General features: G+C 60.1%; 15 protein-coding genes and 1 pseudogene. 11 read left to right on the forward strand and 5 right to left on the reverse strand.

The genetic code is table 11. The annotated features are described in order from the left end of the window. Positions 1-10: 10 nt before the first annotated feature. Positions 11-1,627, forward strand: coding sequence for a citramalate synthase (gene cimA / locus RHIBUN_RS0112580; protein WP_025659841.1), 1,617 nt, complete (start codon positions 11-13; stop codon positions 1,625-1,627). Positions 1,628-1,630: 3 nt separating this feature from the next. On the opposite strand, the gene RHIBUN_RS0112585 is transcribed toward cimA, so the two are convergent. Then, a complete protein-coding gene (locus RHIBUN_RS0112585) occupies positions 1,631-2,497 on the reverse strand; it encodes an rRNA adenine N-6-methyltransferase family protein (RefSeq protein ID WP_025659842.1) in 867 nt (288 codons plus the stop codon). 104 nt (positions 2,498-2,601) lie between these two features. On the opposite strand from RHIBUN_RS0112585, the gene rarD reads away from it, so the two are divergent. After that, on the forward strand, positions 2,602-3,516 hold the full coding sequence (gene rarD, locus RHIBUN_RS0112590; protein ID WP_025659843.1) for an EamA family transporter RarD: 915 nt from the start codon (positions 2,602-2,604) through the stop codon (positions 3,514-3,516). 9 nt (positions 3,517-3,525) lie between these two features. Here rarD and RHIBUN_RS0112595 read toward each other — a convergent pair whose 3' ends face one another. Then, on the reverse strand, positions 3,526-4,152 hold the full coding sequence (locus tag RHIBUN_RS0112595; RefSeq protein WP_025659844.1) for a TIGR00730 family Rossman fold protein: 627 nt from the start codon (positions 4,150-4,152) through the stop codon (positions 3,526-3,528). A gap of 155 nt (positions 4,153-4,307) precedes the next feature. On the opposite strand from RHIBUN_RS0112595, the gene RHIBUN_RS0112600 reads away from it, so the two are divergent. The 6 genes from RHIBUN_RS0112600 to RHIBUN_RS0112625 all read left to right on the forward strand — a co-directional run bounded on the left by RHIBUN_RS0112600 (position 4,308) and on the right by RHIBUN_RS0112625 (position 12,377). Beyond that, positions 4,308-6,260: a LysM peptidoglycan-binding domain-containing protein gene (locus tag RHIBUN_RS0112600; RefSeq protein ID WP_025659845.1), complete on the forward strand. Its 1,953-nt coding sequence runs from the start codon at positions 4,308-4,310 to the stop codon at positions 6,258-6,260. A 203-nt stretch (positions 6,261-6,463) separates the two neighbouring features. Then, positions 6,464-8,341 (forward strand): ABC transporter ATP-binding protein/permease, encoded by a 1,878-nt coding sequence (locus tag RHIBUN_RS0112605; RefSeq protein WP_025659846.1) that lies wholly within the window; start codon positions 6,464-6,466, stop codon positions 8,339-8,341. Positions 8,342-8,583: 242 nt separating this feature from the next. Beyond that, positions 8,584-9,282: a phosphatidylserine decarboxylase gene (locus RHIBUN_RS0112610; protein ID WP_025659847.1), complete on the forward strand. Its 699-nt coding sequence runs from the start codon at positions 8,584-8,586 to the stop codon at positions 9,280-9,282. Between the two features lie 13 nt (positions 9,283-9,295). Further along, positions 9,296-10,144 carry a CDP-diacylglycerol--serine O-phosphatidyltransferase gene (gene pssA / locus RHIBUN_RS0112615; protein WP_018857405.1) on the forward strand — a complete coding sequence of 283 codons (849 nt, stop codon included), beginning with the start codon at positions 9,296-9,298 and terminating at the stop codon, positions 10,142-10,144. A 162-nt stretch (positions 10,145-10,306) separates the two neighbouring features. Then, complete coding sequence (locus tag RHIBUN_RS36810; RefSeq protein ID WP_007531226.1) at positions 10,307-10,447, forward strand: hypothetical protein; 141 nt, start codon at positions 10,307-10,309, stop codon at positions 10,445-10,447. A 157-nt stretch (positions 10,448-10,604) separates the two neighbouring features. Beyond that, on the forward strand, positions 10,605-12,377 hold the full coding sequence (locus RHIBUN_RS0112625; RefSeq protein ID WP_025659848.1) for an adenylate/guanylate cyclase domain-containing protein: 1,773 nt from the start codon (positions 10,605-10,607) through the stop codon (positions 12,375-12,377). On the opposite strand, the gene RHIBUN_RS0112630 is transcribed toward RHIBUN_RS0112625, so the two are convergent. The 3 genes and pseudogenes from RHIBUN_RS0112630 to RHIBUN_RS0112640 all read right to left on the reverse strand — a co-directional run bounded on the left by RHIBUN_RS0112630 (position 12,374) and on the right by RHIBUN_RS0112640 (position 14,166). Further along, the gene (locus RHIBUN_RS0112630; protein WP_025659849.1) at positions 12,374-12,997 is read right to left on the reverse strand and encodes a LysE/ArgO family amino acid transporter; all 624 of its coding nucleotides are present in this window, start codon (positions 12,995-12,997) and stop codon (positions 12,374-12,376) included. The two genes, RHIBUN_RS0112625 and RHIBUN_RS0112630, sit on opposite strands and share 4 nt — an antisense overlap. Before the next feature lie 38 nt (positions 12,998-13,035). Beyond that, positions 13,036-13,799, reverse strand: a pseudogene (locus tag RHIBUN_RS33395) (SOS response-associated peptidase). Between the two features lie 46 nt (positions 13,800-13,845). Continuing rightward, entirely contained in the window at positions 13,846-14,166 is a 321-nt protein-coding gene (locus RHIBUN_RS0112640; protein ID WP_025659850.1) for a YnfA family protein, read from the reverse strand. 88 nt (positions 14,167-14,254) lie between these two features. On the opposite strand from RHIBUN_RS0112640, the gene RHIBUN_RS0112645 reads away from it, so the two are divergent. From RHIBUN_RS0112645 to RHIBUN_RS0112655, 3 genes are all read left to right on the forward strand, one after another. After that, positions 14,255-14,674, forward strand: coding sequence for an NUDIX domain-containing protein (locus RHIBUN_RS0112645; protein WP_025659851.1), 420 nt, complete (start codon positions 14,255-14,257; stop codon positions 14,672-14,674). A 60-nt stretch (positions 14,675-14,734) separates the two neighbouring features. Further along, positions 14,735-15,166, forward strand: a complete 432-nt coding sequence (locus RHIBUN_RS0112650; RefSeq protein WP_025659852.1) for a TIGR02301 family protein — start codon at positions 14,735-14,737, stop codon at positions 15,164-15,166. A 100-nt stretch (positions 15,167-15,266) separates the two neighbouring features. After that, entirely contained in the window at positions 15,267-15,524 is a 258-nt protein-coding gene (locus tag RHIBUN_RS0112655) for a hypothetical protein (RefSeq protein WP_018857413.1), read from the forward strand. The last annotated feature ends 14 nt before the right edge of the window (positions 15,525-15,538 follow it).

Below are 15,538 nucleotides of genomic sequence, written 5' to 3' on the forward strand. Positions count from 1 at the left end.
GACGACCATCATGACACGCGAAAAGATCTACCTCTTCGACACGACGCTCCGCGACGGGCAGCAGACGCCCGGCATCGACTTCTCCGTCGAGGACAAGATTGCGATCGCGAGCATGCTTGATGAGTTCGGCCTTGATTATGTCGAAGGCGGATATCCCGGCGCCAATCCGACTGACTCCGCCTTCTTCAGCGAGAAGCGCACGACACGGGCCCGCTTCGTCGCCTTCGGAATGACGAAGCGAGCCGGCATCTCGGCCTCAAATGATCCGGGCCTCGCAGCCCTCCTGCAGGCTGAGAGCGACGCGATCTGTTTCGTTGCCAAGAGCTGGGACTACCATGTGAAGGTCGCGCTCGGCTGCACCAACGAGGAAAATCTCGAAAGCATCGCCGAGAGCGTCAAGACCGCCGTTGCCGCCGGTAAGGAGGCAATGGTCGACTGCGAACATTTCTTCGACGGCTACAAGGCAAACCCCGCCTATGCCATCGCCTGTGCAAAGACGGCCTATGACTCCGGCGCGCGCTGGGTCGTGCTCTGCGACACCAACGGCGGCACACAGCCGCCGGAAATCCGCGCGATCGTCGAGGCGCTGATCGTGGCAGGCGTTCCCGGGCACTGTCTCGGGATCCATGCGCATAACGATACCGGTCAGGCGGTGGCCAATTCGCTCGCAGCCGTGGAGGCAGGCGCTCGCCAGATCCAGGGCACCTTGAACGGGATCGGCGAGCGCTGCGGCAATGCCAATCTCGTGACGCTGATCCCGACACTGGCGCTGAAGGAAACCTATTCCCGTCGCTTCGAGACGGCGATCGACAGTGAACGGCTGACCAACCTGACGCGCCTGTCGCATGCATTTGACGAACTTCTGAACCGCTCGCCGGACCACCAGATGCCCTATGTCGGCGCTTCGGCCTTCGCGACCAAGGCCGGCATCCATGCCTCGGCGCTGCTCAAGGATCCCCGCACCTACGAGCACGTGACGCCTGATAGCGTCGGCAATTTCCGCAAGGTCATGGTCTCCGACCAGGGCGGCAAGGCGAATTTCATCAACGCTTTGAAGCGCCGCGGCATCGAGGTCGGCAAGGATGATCCGAAACTCGACCGCCTGATTGCGCTGGTCAAGGAGCGGGAGGCTTCCGGTTACGCCTACGAGGGCGCCGACGCGAGCTTCGAACTATTGGCGCGCCGCACCCTCGGAACCATCCCGGAATTCTTCTCGATCGAGGGCTTCCGCGTCATGGTTGAGCGCCGCTTCGATTCCCATGGCCGCGTGAAGATCGTCTCGGAAGCGGTCGTGAAGATCGTTATCGAGGGGCAGACGATCATGTCGGTTGCCGAAGGCGACGGCCCGGTCAACGCGCTCGACCTCGCGCTGCGCAAGGATTTCGGGAAGTATCAGCATGAGATCGACGATCTGGTGCTGGCCGACTTCAAGGTGCGTATTCTCAATGGCGGCACCGAGGCCATCACCCGCGTTCTCATCGAATCCACCGATAGCGACGGCGTGCGCTGGTGGACGGTCGGCGTGTCCGAGAACATCATCGATGCGTCGTTCCAGGCGCTTGTTGACTCGGTCATCTACAAGCTGATGAAGAACCGGCAATTGGCGGGCAAGATCGCGGCGGAGTAGCCGTCAGCGGCTGTAGACAAGGCCCCAATCCTTCTCCGAATACCATTCGTCGCCCTGTCGCTCGGCTTTCCAGCGCAGGGCGCAAACATGTTGCATCCCGCCGCGGCCGAACGAGGCTTCAAGCCGTCTGTAGCTGTCAAATCCGCCGGATACGGCCTCCGCCCAAACGAAAGCCACCGGGCACAGAAACTCCACCGCGTAAGCGTCGTCTTCACGGCGAAAAAGGAAAAAGCCGGCATAGGAAGCCAATCCCGTCGGCCCCGTGGCATCGACGTCGGGAACGCCGAGCGGAAAGATTAGCCGACCACCGATCGACAGGTGCTCCACCCAGAGATCGGCGGGACGGTGAACCGCAAAATTGACGTAGACGGCATTGGTCGGTTCGCGTGGCCACTCCACCCCATTGCCATGGACGACCTTCACGTTAGGATAGTCCCGAAGATTGGCCTCAGCGCGCGCCGCCAGTTCCCCGTCGAACTCCACGGCAATCACGCAACCCTCGGCGCCAACGAGCAGGGACATGATCGCTGTATAATAGCCGCTGCCGGCGCCCACATGACAGACCATGTCGCCGCGCCGGAGCGCCAGCTTGTGTATTCCCCGGGCGTGTAGGCTCGGGCTGCCGTTGTTGACGTGCCGCTTGTGCTGAAGCGCAAACAACGCATCCTGATAGACGACGGAGGCATCGCCCGAGGGAACATCGACGTAGCCGCACCAACCTGCCATCCTCCACGGTGGCGGCCCCAGAAAGCGCTCGCGCGGGACAGTCGCGTAGGCCTGCAACAACGCATCGTCGTCCTGAATGCCTTCCTTCGTAAGCACTCGTGATGCATATGCTCTGCGGCACTGCGCAAGAGCTTCGTCGTCCATATCCTTCACCATCGCGATGGCCGCAATATTCACCGAAATGAATTGGCCTATTCACGTCCGTTAAGTTAAGCGGCTCATAACGAGAACAAATATGGAAACACTCGATGTCTGCTAATGCAAGCGCCGCGATTGCCAAAAACGAAGACAGTCCCCGTGGCTTCGCCTTTGCGCTGGTAGCCTATCTTCTGTGGGGTTTCCTGCCGATCTACATGAAGGCCGTCGCCCATATCTCGCCGGCCGAGGTCATTGCTCATCGAATTCTCTGGTCCTTGCCCCTGGCAGGTCTGGTGCTCATCGTGCTCGGCCGCACCCAGGATATCCGGATAGCCCTGCGGTCACCGCGGATGCTGGCCATGGCAGCGCTCACGGCAGCGCTGATCACCGTCAACTGGGGTACCTATGTCTGGGCGATCGGCGCCGGCCATTCGCTCGATGCGGCGCTCGGCTATTTCATCAACCCGCTATTCAGCATCCTACTCGGCTCCGTGCTATTGAAGGAGCGGCTGCACCCCATTCAGATCGGAGCGATTGCGTTGGCTGGACTTGCAGTCGTCGTGCTGGCGCTCGATAGCGGCGGTGTTCCATGGGTGTCGCTGACGTTGACGATTTCCTGGGGGCTTTACGCTCTGTTTCGCAAGACGTTGCCGCTCGGCCCGAACCAGGGTTTCTTTCTCGAAGTGCTGATCCTCAGCATCCCGGCTTTTTTCTACATTCTCTATCTCGAACTCGGCAGCGGGGAAGGACACTTCTTTCGCACCGGCGGGGCCGATACCGCCCTGCTGCTCGGTTGCGGCGTCGTTACCGCCGTACCGCTGATGATCTACGCCAACGGCGCCAAGCTGCTGCGGCTTTCGACCATCGGCATCATGCAATACATCGCGCCAACGATGATCTTCCTGATTGCGATCTTCGTGTTCCACGAACCTCTCGGCACCGCACGCATGATCGCCTTCCCACTGATCTGGGCGGGACTCTTCCTCTACAGCTGGGCGATGATCAAAGGGAACCGAGAGCGCTAACTCCCGGCCCTACATCTTCGAAATAACGGCGTCCTCGCCGTCACTGTCGACCGACGCAATTTCAGCCGCCTGTGCCATGATGCCAGGGATGATCTCGGCTATGTCGTCGATGACGAGCGGCTGAACGCGATGGGCGGTGTGGACGAAGCCTTCGTCCGTCATGTGGCGCATGAGCTCCATCATCGGGTCCCAGAAGCCGTTGACGTTGGCAAAGACCATCGGCTTCTCGTGACGGCCGAGCTGCGCCCAGGTCATGATCTCGACGATTTCTTCGAGCGTGCCGATGCCGCCCGGCAGCGCGACGAACGCATCAGAGCGCTCGAACATCGCATGTTTGCGGGTATGCATGTTAGGCGTTACAATCAGTTCATTGAGCTGGCCGAGGGAATGGCGAGTAGCCTCCATGTCGATCAGGAACTCGGGAATGATCCCGGTCACCTGGCCCCCGTTCGAAAGCACGCCGCTCGCCACAGCCCCCATGATGCCCTTGGTGCCTCCGCCATAGACGAGGCGCAGGCCGTAGTCCGCGATTTCCTTACCCAGCGCACGGCCGGCCGCCATATGGCGAGGATCGCTGCCCGGTCGCGAGCCGCAGTAAACACAAATGGAGCGAATGGAATGAGATTGATCTGTCATAGGGGCAAACAACTATTCTCTCTGCCTCCAGTCAAGAAAAATGACGGAAAAGCTGCGTCTTACTATTGCCTTACCGCTTTGACTGCTTGTGCAAAGCAGCGGGAATCGCTAGCAATTTTAGTAAGTCCGGCAAGATTGCCGCCTGGGGAGACGTGATGATGAGAAACCGTGCCGGCTTGCTGGCCCTTGCAGTGCTTGTAATCGCAATTCTATTGATGGTCTTTTTTGTCATGCCCCGCATCGGCGGAGACGCCGCCAAAGTTGGTGATGCAATTAACCAGGCCGGCTCCGAAGTAAAGAAAACAGTCACCGAAACCGCCAAGACATCGCGCCCTTCAGTTCCCGACGATGCAGAGACCACGCAGAAAGTCGGTCGGCTTGCTTCGGAGGCGGGCCAATCCATCTCCGAACTTAAGGCGCTCTTTGCAGACGGCAAGGGTCCGACACAGGAAGTTTTCGAGACAGCCAAGTCGAAGGCGACGACCTCACTGCAGGCACTTGCGGACTTTGCGATTCCTGATGGCACGAACCCGGTCACGGCTGCCACCGCCACCAAGACAAAAGACGGTGCAGCCAAGGCGCTGACGATCGTCAAGGCGCTACCGGAGAATTTTGCCGATGCGGCAACGGCGATCGCAAAAGCCGAAGCGGCGCTGACAGGCTCCCCGGAGCCGGCCAGCGAACCGTCGGTCGCGGCCTCGCCTGCGGAAAACGCCAACAAGCTCCCCACTTTCGACGTGCTGCGCGTAGAACCGGATGGCTCTACGGTCATCGCCGGTTCGGCAGTACCGAACAGCAAGCTTGAAATCCTGGATGGGGACAAGGTCGTGACGACGACGGACGTCGGCCCGACTGGCGATTTCGTTGCGGTGCTCGATAATCCGCTCTCCGCCGGCGACCACCAGCTCGTCCTGCGAGCCACCGGCAAGGATGGCAAAGCTTCGACATCGGAAGAAATTGCGACCGTATCCGTTCCCACGGATGGCAAGAACTCCGAACTGCTGGCGATGGTCTCCAAGCCGGGCACCGCCAGCCGCGTCATAACCGCGCCCAAGCCGGATACTCAGGTCGCCTCCAATGGCGGTTCTGCTCCGAGTTCGTCGGATGCCGCGAGCGCGCCGGCTGGTACAGGTTCGACGACGGCTAACGACGTCATGGTCAGCGCCGTCGAGATCGAAGGCGACAAGATCTTTGTCGCAGGCATGGCGAAGGCCTCGGCGAACGTCGTCGCCTATGCCGACGACCAGCTGATCGGCAAGGCGAAGGCCGGTCCCGACGGTCATTTCGTTGTCGATGGCGTGATGCCGCTTTCGGTCGGCGATCACAAGATTCGCGTCGATGTTCTCGATGACGCCGGTAAGGTCGCCGTTCGCGCGTCGGTGAATTTCAACCGCCCGGAAGGAAATCAAGTCACGGTTGCCGCGCAGAGCGTGAAGCCTAACGGCGGAAGCGCGGCGGGGACCGTACCACTGGATGAAGGTACGCTCGGAAAGCTGAAGAATGATGCCACCAAGGCCTTCTCCCTGCTCAACGGGCTCTTCGCCGACGGCAAGATACCGGGAGCGGAAGAGCTCGCGGCGGCCCGCTCCGCGACCGAATTCGCCCTGCGTGCCATCGTGGAATTCCGCACCGCAGCCGATGCCACAGCCGACGTCAAGCAGCAGGCTTCGATCGCTGCCCAGGCCGCAGCCGATGCCCTGAGCATGCTGCAGGCTCTGCCAAAGGATGCGAAATCCGTCGGCGATGCGCTGGGCAAGCTCGACGCCGACATCGCCCAGCTGACCGCTCCTTCCACTGCACCGGCCGCGCCGAATGCACCTGCGACCAACGAGATCGCTGGAGACCAGGGCGGTCCGACGACGATCGAGCAGGCGCCGCTCGCACCGAGCAACGAGACGGTCATTATCCGCCGCGGCGATACGCTCTGGCAGATATCGCGGCGCGTCTATGGTGCGGGCGTTCGCTACACGACGATCTATGTCGCCAACGAGGACAAGATCACAAACCCGGACCGCATCTTGCCGGGACAGATCTTCGGCCTTCCCAAGGATGCCCTGCCGAACGCGGAAGAGCTTCACCGCAAGCGGCTGTCGGGCGAACACCTCTAAGGCGATCCCATCTTGATAGAGCGGCCGGACGGATATCACGTCCGGCCGCTCTTTTCCTGCGGCACCCATTTGTTGTATTGGTCCCGCCAACCCCTGTGTGGCGGTGACGACGATCATGTCCGGCGAGCCCCTTTCGGCATTTCCGCGGCTCCCAAATTTGTCGGCAACGCAGCGCCATCAGCGCCTTTCGGCGGGAGATTCGCATGGCAAACGACAAGACAGTCTCTGATTCCAACCTCCTGCGGACGCTGTTCAATCTGTGGCCCTACATGTGGCCAACAGGTCGCCCGGATCTCAAGATGCGGGTCGTCTGGGCTTCGGTTTACCTCCTCGTTTCGAAGTTCGTACTGCTGCTCGTCCCCTATTTCTTCAAGTGGTCGACCGATGCGCTGAACGGGAAGATGGACCTCGCCGGCAAGCTGCCGGACCTGCTTGTCGGCGCGACGGCGTTGGTCATTGCCTACAACCTCACCCGCCTCATCCAGCTCGGTCTGAACCAGTTGCGCGACGCGCTCTTTGCCAGCGTCGGGCAGCATGCTGTCCGGCAATTGGCCTACAAGACCTTCGTGCACATGCATGAACTGTCGTTGCGCTTTCATCTCGAACGCAAGACGGGTGGACTTTCGCGTGTCATCGAGCGTGGCACCAAGGGGATCGAGACCATCGTGCGATTTACGATTCTCAACTCCGTGCCGACGCTGATCGAATTTTTGCTGACGGCCATCATCTTCTGGTGGGGCTACGGCTTTTCCTATCTCGCCGTCACCGCGTTCACTGTCTGGGCCTATATCTGGTTCACGATCCGCGCCAGCGACTGGCGCATCGCGATCCGCCGCACGATGAACGACAGCGATACCGACGCCAATACCAAGGCTATCGACTCCCTCCTCAACTTCGAGACGGTCAAGTATTTCGGCAACGAGGAGATGGAGGCGCGGCGCTTCGACAGGTCGATGGAACGCTACGAGAAGGCGGCCACGGATGTCTGGACCTCGCTCGGCTGGCTCAACTTCGGCCAGGGCGTGATTTTTGGCCTGGGCACGACGGTGATGCTCATCCTGTCGGCCCTTGCCGTCCAACGTGGCGAGCAGACCGTCGGCGACTTCGTCTTCGTCAACGCCATGCTGCTGCAGCTTTCCGTTCCCTTGAACTTCATCGGCTTTGTCTATCGTGAAATTCGCCAGGGGTTGACGGATATCGAGCAGATGTTCGATCTCCTCGAAGTCAAGGCTGAAGTGATGGATGCGCCCGAGGCGGCGCCTTTGGATATCAGACAAGGTGCCATCTCCTTCAAGGATGTGCACTTTTCCTATGACCCTGCCCGTCCGATCCTAAAAGGTATCTCCTTCGAAGTGCCTGCGGGCAAGACGGTCGCCGTGGTTGGTCCGTCGGGCGCCGGTAAATCGACCTTGTCGCGCTTGCTCTATCGTTTCTATGACATTCAAAGCGGTTCGGTCTCGGTCGATGGCCAGGACATCCGGACAGTGACCCAGAAGAGCCTGCGATCGGTCATCGGGATGGTCCCGCAAGACACCGTCCTTTTCAACGATACGGTTGCCTACAACATCCGCTACGGGCGTCCATCGGCTACTGATGCAGAGGTCAAGGCAGCAGCCGAGATCGCCCAGATCGCTCACTTCATCGATCTGTTGCCCGAGGGCTTTGATACCAAGGTTGGCGAGCGTGGCCTGAAACTCTCCGGTGGTGAGAAGCAGCGTGTTGCGATCGCTCGAACGGTCCTGAAAGCTCCACCGATTCTAATCCTCGACGAGGCAACATCGGCCCTCGACACCACCACCGAGCGCGATATCCAGACCGCACTCGATGTTGTATCCAAGAACCGCACAACGCTCGTCATCGCCCACCGGCTGTCAACGGTTATCGGCGCGGACGAAATCATCGTTCTGAAAAGCGGCGAGATTGCTGAACGCGGTACCCACACCACGCTTCTCCAGAAGAATGGCCTATATGCCTCGATGTGGAACCGCCAGCGCGAGGCCACGCAGGCCGAAGAGCACCTGAAGCAGGTCCGCGAGAGCGACGACATGGGGGTTGTGAACAGGCTTGCTCCCGCGAGCTAGCCACCAATGGACGGCATTTGAGCTGCTTTGCTGTTCAGAATCCCGTCATAGATGTGGGGTCAAGGAGCCGCAGCATTGCCCCAGCTGCGGTTTCCCTGTAACCAGCGATGAGAAAAGAACGCCAAAGCACAACGCGATGTTACAGATTCGCTTGTTGTGCTTTAGTTCTTTGTTTTCACGCATGTCTTTGGCCCGAAACCGGTTGCCGCTTTCGGGAGACATGCTTTAGGAGCGCGGCATAAATGAGCTTGTTCAATACGGTACGCAACACGATCGTTCCGGTGCACAAGGAAGGTTATCCCTTCATCGCCGCCTTCTTCGTCGCCTCGCTCATTCTGGGCTGGATCTTCAAGCCGCTGTTCTGGATCGGGCTGATCCTGACGCTGTGGTGCGCCTATTTCTTCCGTGATCCCGAGAGAATGACGCCACAGGATGACGATCTCGTCATCTCGCCGGCCGATGGCAAAGTGTCGTCGGTCCAGATGGTCGTACCGCCCGCCGAACTGAATCTCGGCAGTGAGCCGATGCTGCGCATCTCGGTGTTCATGAACGTCTTCAACTGCCATGTGAACCGCTCCCCGGTGCGCGGGCGGATCGTCAGCGTCAACTACCGGTCGGGCAGCTTCGTGAATGCCGAACTCGACAAGGCAAGCGAAGACAACGAACGCAACGGTCTTGTCATCGAAACCTCGCACGGCCAGATCGGGGTCGTTCAGATCGCCGGCCTCGTTGCTCGGCGTATCCTTTGCTGGGCCAATACGGGCGAGCCTCTGGATGCCGGCGAACGCTTCGGCCTGATTCGCTTCGGTTCGCGCCTTGATGTATTTCTCCCGGCCGGCGCAGCGCCCCGGGTGACGCTCGGCCAGACGGCAATTGCCGGAGAAACCGTGCTGGCCGAATTCGGCTCCACCAAGGGCCCGGTCGTCAGCCGTCGAAGCTAGACTGGAGCGCGACATGGAAACGCCCTTCCCGCCTTTCGAGCCCAACGGTCCGCCTGACGATTCGGGCCGCGGACCACGGCTTCGCGAGATCCCGCTTCGCCTTATCATTCCCAATCTCATCACGATCCTGGCGATCTGTGCCGGCCTCACCGGCATCCGCCTTGCATTCGAGAACCGATACGAGCTTGCGGTCGGCATGGTGCTTCTCGCCGCATTCCTCGATGGGATCGACGGCCGCGTTGCCCGCCTGATGAAGGCGACGTCGAAGTTCGGCGCGCAGATGGATTCGCTGGCTGATATCGTGAATTTCGGCGTCGCGCCCGCGCTTGTCGTCTATGTCTTTGCACTGGATCAGGCCCGCTCCATCGGCTGGATCGCCGCCCTGATCTACTCCATTGCGGCGGGCCTTCGTCTGGCTCGCTTCAACGTCATGGCCGAGCGCGAGAACAAGGCAACCTGGCAGTCGGAGTATTTCGTCGGCGTGCCCGCGCCAGCCGGCGCGATGCTGGTGCTGCTCCCTGTCTATCTCGGCTTCCTTGGGCTGACGACCGATCGCACTTTCGCTTATTTTTCATCCGTTTATACGGTTCTGATCGCGTTCCTGCTCATTAGCCGCCTTCCTGTCTGGTCGGGCAAGTCCGAGGGCAGCAGGCTGCGGCGTGATCTGGTGCTGCCGGTCATGCTCGGGGTCGTTCTCTACGTGGCGCTACTGTCGAGCTTCACATGGGAAGTCATGGTCGTGACCGCCGTCATCTACCTGCTGACGCTGCCGTTCGGCGCGCGCAAGTGGAAGCGGAAATACGGCACGCTGACCATCGAGGAACCGGGTGTCGGCGAGGACGATATCGGCCGTCATATCTGACATTTTTCAACTCTCCTTTGCCGAAGAATGCCTGACTCAAGCCTCGCGAAATATGCATCGGATACACAATTCCTGATAAGCGGCGCCTCGATTTTGTCGCTATTACACGCAAAAGAGCAATAAATATAAGAGTCTAGGGACAGCACACGTGAGGAGAGTATTGTGACCCCGAAGAAGACAAGCGTCGAACAGCCGGCGAAGTCCGACCTCAGCGCCAACTACCGCCCGCTCGGCCTGAAGGCCGTTCTTGCGGCCGCCCTGATGCTCAAGAGCAAGCCACCGCTCGTCAAGAAGATTGCCTAGGGCGAGGCAAATGCCGCGCTGTCGATGGGACCGACAGCGCCAAGATCAGACCCTTGCCTCCATGCTTCATTGAAAATCCAACGCGCGTCCTCATCCGGCGCGACGTGGTTGAACCGAACTGCTAGGATACACGTCCATAAGCCAGTTCGGAGGCGATATGACCGACGTCCAGACAAATCGCAAGCTCAGTGCGATCCTTGTCGCTGATGTCGTTGGCTATTCGCGGATGATGGCAAAGGATGAGGCAGGCACGCTTGCCGCGTTGAAGCATCACCGGCTGTCTGTCTTCAATCCTGAGGTCGAGAACCACAACGGCCGCGTCATCAAGCTTGTTGGCGACGGCGCTCTCGTCGAGTTTGGCAGCGCCGTTGATGCGGTCAAGTTCGCGCTTTCGGTGCAACGCACCGCCGCCGCTTCGGGCAACGACGCCTCCCATCCAGGAATCACGCTGCGCATCGGGATCAATCTCAGCGATGTCGTTATCGATGGTGACGATATTTATGGTGACGGCGTAAACATTGCCGCGCGTCTGGAACCGCTGGCGGAATCCGGCGGTGTCTGCATCGCATCGAGCGTCAGGGAGAACATCGTAGGCCGCGTCGACGCGGAATTCGAGGACGGTGGCGACGTCCAACTCAGGAACATCGATCGGCCAGTCCGGATCTGGAAATGGCAGCCGGACGCTCACCCAAGCCCTACCAGTGCTCTCTTGCAAAAGGCAAAAGACAACCTCCGGCCGTCGCTGGCCGTGCTTCCCTTCCAGAATATGAGCGGCGATGTCCAGCAGGAGTATTTCGCCGATGGCGTTGTCGAAGACATGATCACGGCGCTCAGTCGTTTCCGCTCCTTCGCGGTGATCGCCCGCAACTCCTCCTTTATCTACAAGGGCCGCGCGATCGATGTGCGCCAGGTCGCTCGCGAGCTTGGCGTACGCTACGTGCTGGAAGGCAGCGTGCGGCGCGCCGGTAACCGCTTGCGCATTACCGCACAGCTCGTCGAAGGCGCGACCGGTGCGCACCTGTGGGCAGAGCACTACGATGGCTCTGCGGAAGAAATTTTTGATTTCCAGGATCGCATCACTGAGAGCGTCGTCTCGATTGTTGAGCCCCAGATCAAGTCTGCCGAGATCGCGCTTTCACGAAGGGAGCGGCCAGAGAGCATTGAAGCCTATGATTTCTACCTTCAGACCATGGGAAGCTTCTACTCCGACATGCCAGAGCGGAACGACGCCTCCCTCGCCCTGATCAACAAGGCAATCGCCCTCGAGCCTAACAACGCGACCTATCTTGCGACGGCAGTCGGGTTGCTCATGCAACGCGGCACTCTGGGCTGGAAGCTGCCGGGGGTCGAGGATCAGCGAGCACTCTGCGAGAACTACATCGAGCGGGCGCTTGTGCATGGCCATGGCGACGCGTCCGTCGTGGGGATCTGCGGCAATACTCTGATGCAGTACCTGAAGCAGTGCGATCGAGGTTTCGAGTTGGTCTGCCAGGCCGTTGCCTTCAACCCCAACAACCTCGACGTCGTCAACTATGCGGGCGTCGCGAACCTCCATTGCGGCAGTCTCGATGAGGCCGTCACATATTTCTTGCGCGCCGAACGACTGAGTCCAAACAGCCTTGGTGCTCATTGGAACCTTACCGGGCTGGCTCATGTCGAAATGGTCCGCGGGAACTATGAAGAGGCTCTGGCCTGGGGGCGCAAATCCATGGCGGCGAATGCCTATTACGGTCCGTGCTTCTGGATGATGATTGCGGCCAATGCAAAACTCGGACGCATGGACGAAGCGCGGCGGCACCTTGCGGGTCTGCTTGCATTCTCGCCCGGCGTCACCGTCGCCCGCATCCGCGCCGGCCAAGCCGCCAAGAACCCTGACCGGATCGAACCGATCCTCGCAGGGTTGGCGCAGGCCGGCATGCCGGAAGCCTAGGCCGGGTGGAAGAAGCGGACCAGCAGACTGATCGCCAGCAGCCCCATGACAATGCCTATGATGACATCGAGAACCCGCCAGGCTGCGGGTTTTGCAAAAACCGGCTGCAACAGGCGAGCGCCGTAGCCTAGGCCGAAAAACCAGATGAACGACGCCGTCGCGGCACCGACACCGTAGGCGATGCGGTCTGCACCGCTATAGGGCGCGGACAGGCTGCCAATCAGAACGACCATGTCCAGGTAGACGTGCGGGTTCAGAAAGGTAAAGGCTAGGCAAGACGCGACTGCAGCCTTCAGACCCAGTGTCTGCGGAGAACCCGCCTGCATCGCGCCGGGATGAAGAGCGCGACGGAATGCCAGAACGGCATACGAACCGAGAAAAATTGCCCCACCTAGCGTCACAGCCGAGAGGAGCGTCGGCGACTGGGCAACAAGCGTTCCCAGCCCGGCAACGCCGGCTGCGATCAGCACTGCATCCGATACGGCGCAGATCAGGCACAGGATGAAGACGTGTGAGCGCAGCAGGCCCTGGCGCAGAATGAACGCATTCTGTGCACCAATGGCGATAATGAGCGACGCACCAAGGAAGAAGCCGGAAAGCGCGGCAGAAATGGAGATCATGTGATTTTCCGGAAGAATTATGCGGTGGGATTATCAGATTAGAAGAAGCTGAGCTGGCCGTCATCCGGCTTTTTCCTTTCAGGCGGCGACGGCAGCTTATCAACGGCCACCCTGTCCTGGAGGTCGGACCCCACATTGGTCACTTTGTTGACCTTGTCGGAGACGGGGATCGCCTCGAAAAAATCTTCTTCGACCGGCTTCATCAAGTCGGCGACGTCCCGTGGCTCCTGTGTCTTGCAATCCAGCCAGCGCGAAAAGTCTTCCGGCTTGATGACGACGGGCATGCGGTCATGGATCGGAGCGATGGCGGCATTTGCCGCGGTCGTCAGGATCGCACCGGTGTCGACTTCCGAACCGTCTGCGGACGACCATGTTTCCATCAGGCCGGCGAACGCCACAATGCCGCCGCGGCGCGGCCTGATCCAATAGGTCTGGGACTTCTCGCCCCTCTCCTCGCCAGGGCGATGCCATTCATAGAAGCCGGAGCCTGGCACGAGCACGCGCCGATGGCGCATCGCCGCACGAACGACGCCTTGCCGATCGCCGTTTCGGCGCGGGCATTGATCAACAGCGGAAATTGCTTGGGATCCTTCACCCATCCCGGCATAAAGCCCCATCGTACGAGCACCGCGCGCCGCTCCGGGAGGTTGCTGCCTTTCTCCCGCGTTTCATCCGAAACGACGACGAGGATGGGCTGGGTCGGCGCAATGTTGTAACGCGCGGGAAAGTCCTCGAGATCCATGATCCCCAGAACTTCCTTCAATTCCTCCGGGGATATTGTCAGGGCATAACGTCCACACATTCGGATGTCTTTGCAGTCCGTCCGGCGACGGTCAAGGGTAGCCGCCTCAGCCGCGCGGTGCGAGTAGGATGATTGCCGAGCCGCAAAGGCAGACGAGCGCGCCACCAATGTCCCAGCGGTCGGGCACACGGTTCTCGACGATCCACAGCCACATCAGAGAAGCCACGATATAGATGCCGCCATAGGCAGCGAAGGTGCGGCCGGCGGCCTCACTCGGCACGAAAGTGAGGAGCCATGCAAATAGCGCGAGGGACACCATACCGGGCGCCAGCCACCAGACGGGCTTTGCCATTCTCAGCCAGGCCCAGAAGGTGAAGCAGCCGGCAATCTCGAAAACAGCTGCTGCAGCATAAATGATATAAGTCACGAGGGCTCCATCGAATCGCCGCGTTCAATATCCGGCGGAACAATGGCGGCGCCAAGCACATCCCAACAGAGACCAACGCGGCAACCCCATGAGTTCCATTCCGACGGCGGCCTCCTCCGCCATCCTCCAGCGCGGCAACCGGTTCCTCCTCGTGCTTCGGCGCAATCCGCCGGCGGCCGAGATGTATGCGTTTCCGGGAGGACGGGCCGAACCGGGCGAAATGCCGGAGGAAACGGCGTTGCGCGAGTTGGAGGAGGAGACCGGCATAAAGGCTCGCAACCCTCACCTCTTCGCTACATACGATTTGAAGACGCACGCCCCTGACGGCGCGGTCGTCAACCACTTCTTTCTTTCCGTATTTCGGGTCGAGGCCGACGAGACGGCTATCGGCCTTGCGGCCGACGACGCCGCCGATATCGGCTGGTTCACCGTTGAGGAGATCCGCCGGTTACCCGTGCCTCAAAGCGTGCTTGAATGTGCCGAGCGCCTGGCGTCCGGCAGCGAATAAGCAGGTGGAAACTCAAGCAAGCGCCTTGTTCCCGTCACTGTCAGGGTATCAACTATCAACATGATTCCCGTTCGACGCGCGTTCCTGTTTCTTGCATTGTGCGCAAGCGCCGCCCTACCCGCCCCTGTATGGGCACAGGGTACAACGCCGCCAGTGTTACCTGAGCAGAGTGCGCCAAAAGCGGTCACCGTGCCATACGACGAAAAGCTATCGCGGCTTGCCGAGGTGTTGGGCTCGGTTCACTACCTGAGGACTTTGTGCAAGGCGGAAAACAGTAGCGAGTGGCGAGGGCGCATGCAGCAACTGCTTGATTCAGAAGCCAAGGACGAGCCGCAGCGCAAGCAACAGCTGACCGCGGCTTTCAATCGCGGATACCGCGCTTTCGCGTCTGTTTACACGGATTGCACGCAGGCAGCCATCGTGGCAGAAGAGCGATACCGTGCCGAAGGTGCAACACTCGCCACAGAAATAACATCAAGGTTCGGAAATTAACGGTTAATTAACCTCTTTTCACTGGCGGCCGTGTCGTTTTGGGAAAAGGCTGATAAGGTCGTTAACTAGGCAGTAAGGCATGCAGTTTGAGGAAATGACAATGGAACCAAGCCTCAATGACATCGACGACATGATCGTTCATGAGAAGACTCAGGCGGCTTTGGAGTACCATAACGAAGCCTGGGCTGATGGCATGGCAGACGGAATCGAACCCGAGATCATCGCCGATACAGCAATCATCCACGCGCTACGGGAAACCATTCGGCTCCATGGCGAGAATAGTGCCGAAGCGCTTCTGGATTCCTTGCGCGAGCGCATGCTTGCCGGCGAGTTTTCTCCGAACCGCACCCTGCAATAACGATCACAGAGAGT

This window comes from Rhizobium sp. IBUN (genome assembly GCF_000510625.1).
Classification (GTDB): Bacteria; Pseudomonadota; Alphaproteobacteria; order Rhizobiales; family Rhizobiaceae; genus Rhizobium; species Rhizobium altiplani.

Excerpts from the sequence above, each read along its gene's own strand:
- cimA (WP_025659841.1), top strand. The coding sequence starts at position 11 with ATGACACGCGAAAAGATCTACCTCTTCGACACGACGCTCCGCGACGGG.
- RHIBUN_RS0112585 (WP_025659842.1), bottom strand. The coding sequence starts at position 2,497 with ATGGACGACGAAGCTCTTGCGCAGTGCCGCAGAGCATATGCATCACGA.
- rarD (WP_025659843.1), top strand. The coding sequence starts at position 2,602 with ATGTCTGCTAATGCAAGCGCCGCGATTGCCAAAAACGAAGACAGTCCC.
- RHIBUN_RS0112595 (WP_025659844.1), bottom strand. The coding sequence starts at position 4,152 with ATGACAGATCAATCTCATTCCATTCGCTCCATTTGTGTTTACTGCGGC.
- RHIBUN_RS0112600 (WP_025659845.1), top strand. The coding sequence starts at position 4,308 with ATGATGAGAAACCGTGCCGGCTTGCTGGCCCTTGCAGTGCTTGTAATC.
- RHIBUN_RS0112605 (WP_025659846.1), top strand. The coding sequence starts at position 6,464 with ATGGCAAACGACAAGACAGTCTCTGATTCCAACCTCCTGCGGACGCTG.
- RHIBUN_RS0112610 (WP_025659847.1), top strand. The coding sequence starts at position 8,584 with ATGAGCTTGTTCAATACGGTACGCAACACGATCGTTCCGGTGCACAAG.
- pssA (WP_018857405.1), top strand. The coding sequence starts at position 9,296 with ATGGAAACGCCCTTCCCGCCTTTCGAGCCCAACGGTCCGCCTGACGAT.
- RHIBUN_RS0112625 (WP_025659848.1), top strand. The coding sequence starts at position 10,605 with ATGACCGACGTCCAGACAAATCGCAAGCTCAGTGCGATCCTTGTCGCT.
- RHIBUN_RS0112630 (WP_025659849.1), bottom strand. The coding sequence starts at position 12,997 with ATGATCTCCATTTCTGCCGCGCTTTCCGGCTTCTTCCTTGGTGCGTCG.
- RHIBUN_RS0112645 (WP_025659851.1), top strand. The coding sequence starts at position 14,255 with ATGAGTTCCATTCCGACGGCGGCCTCCTCCGCCATCCTCCAGCGCGGC.
- RHIBUN_RS0112650 (WP_025659852.1), top strand. The coding sequence starts at position 14,735 with ATGATTCCCGTTCGACGCGCGTTCCTGTTTCTTGCATTGTGCGCAAGC.
- RHIBUN_RS0112655 (WP_018857413.1), top strand. The coding sequence starts at position 15,267 with ATGGAACCAAGCCTCAATGACATCGACGACATGATCGTTCATGAGAAG.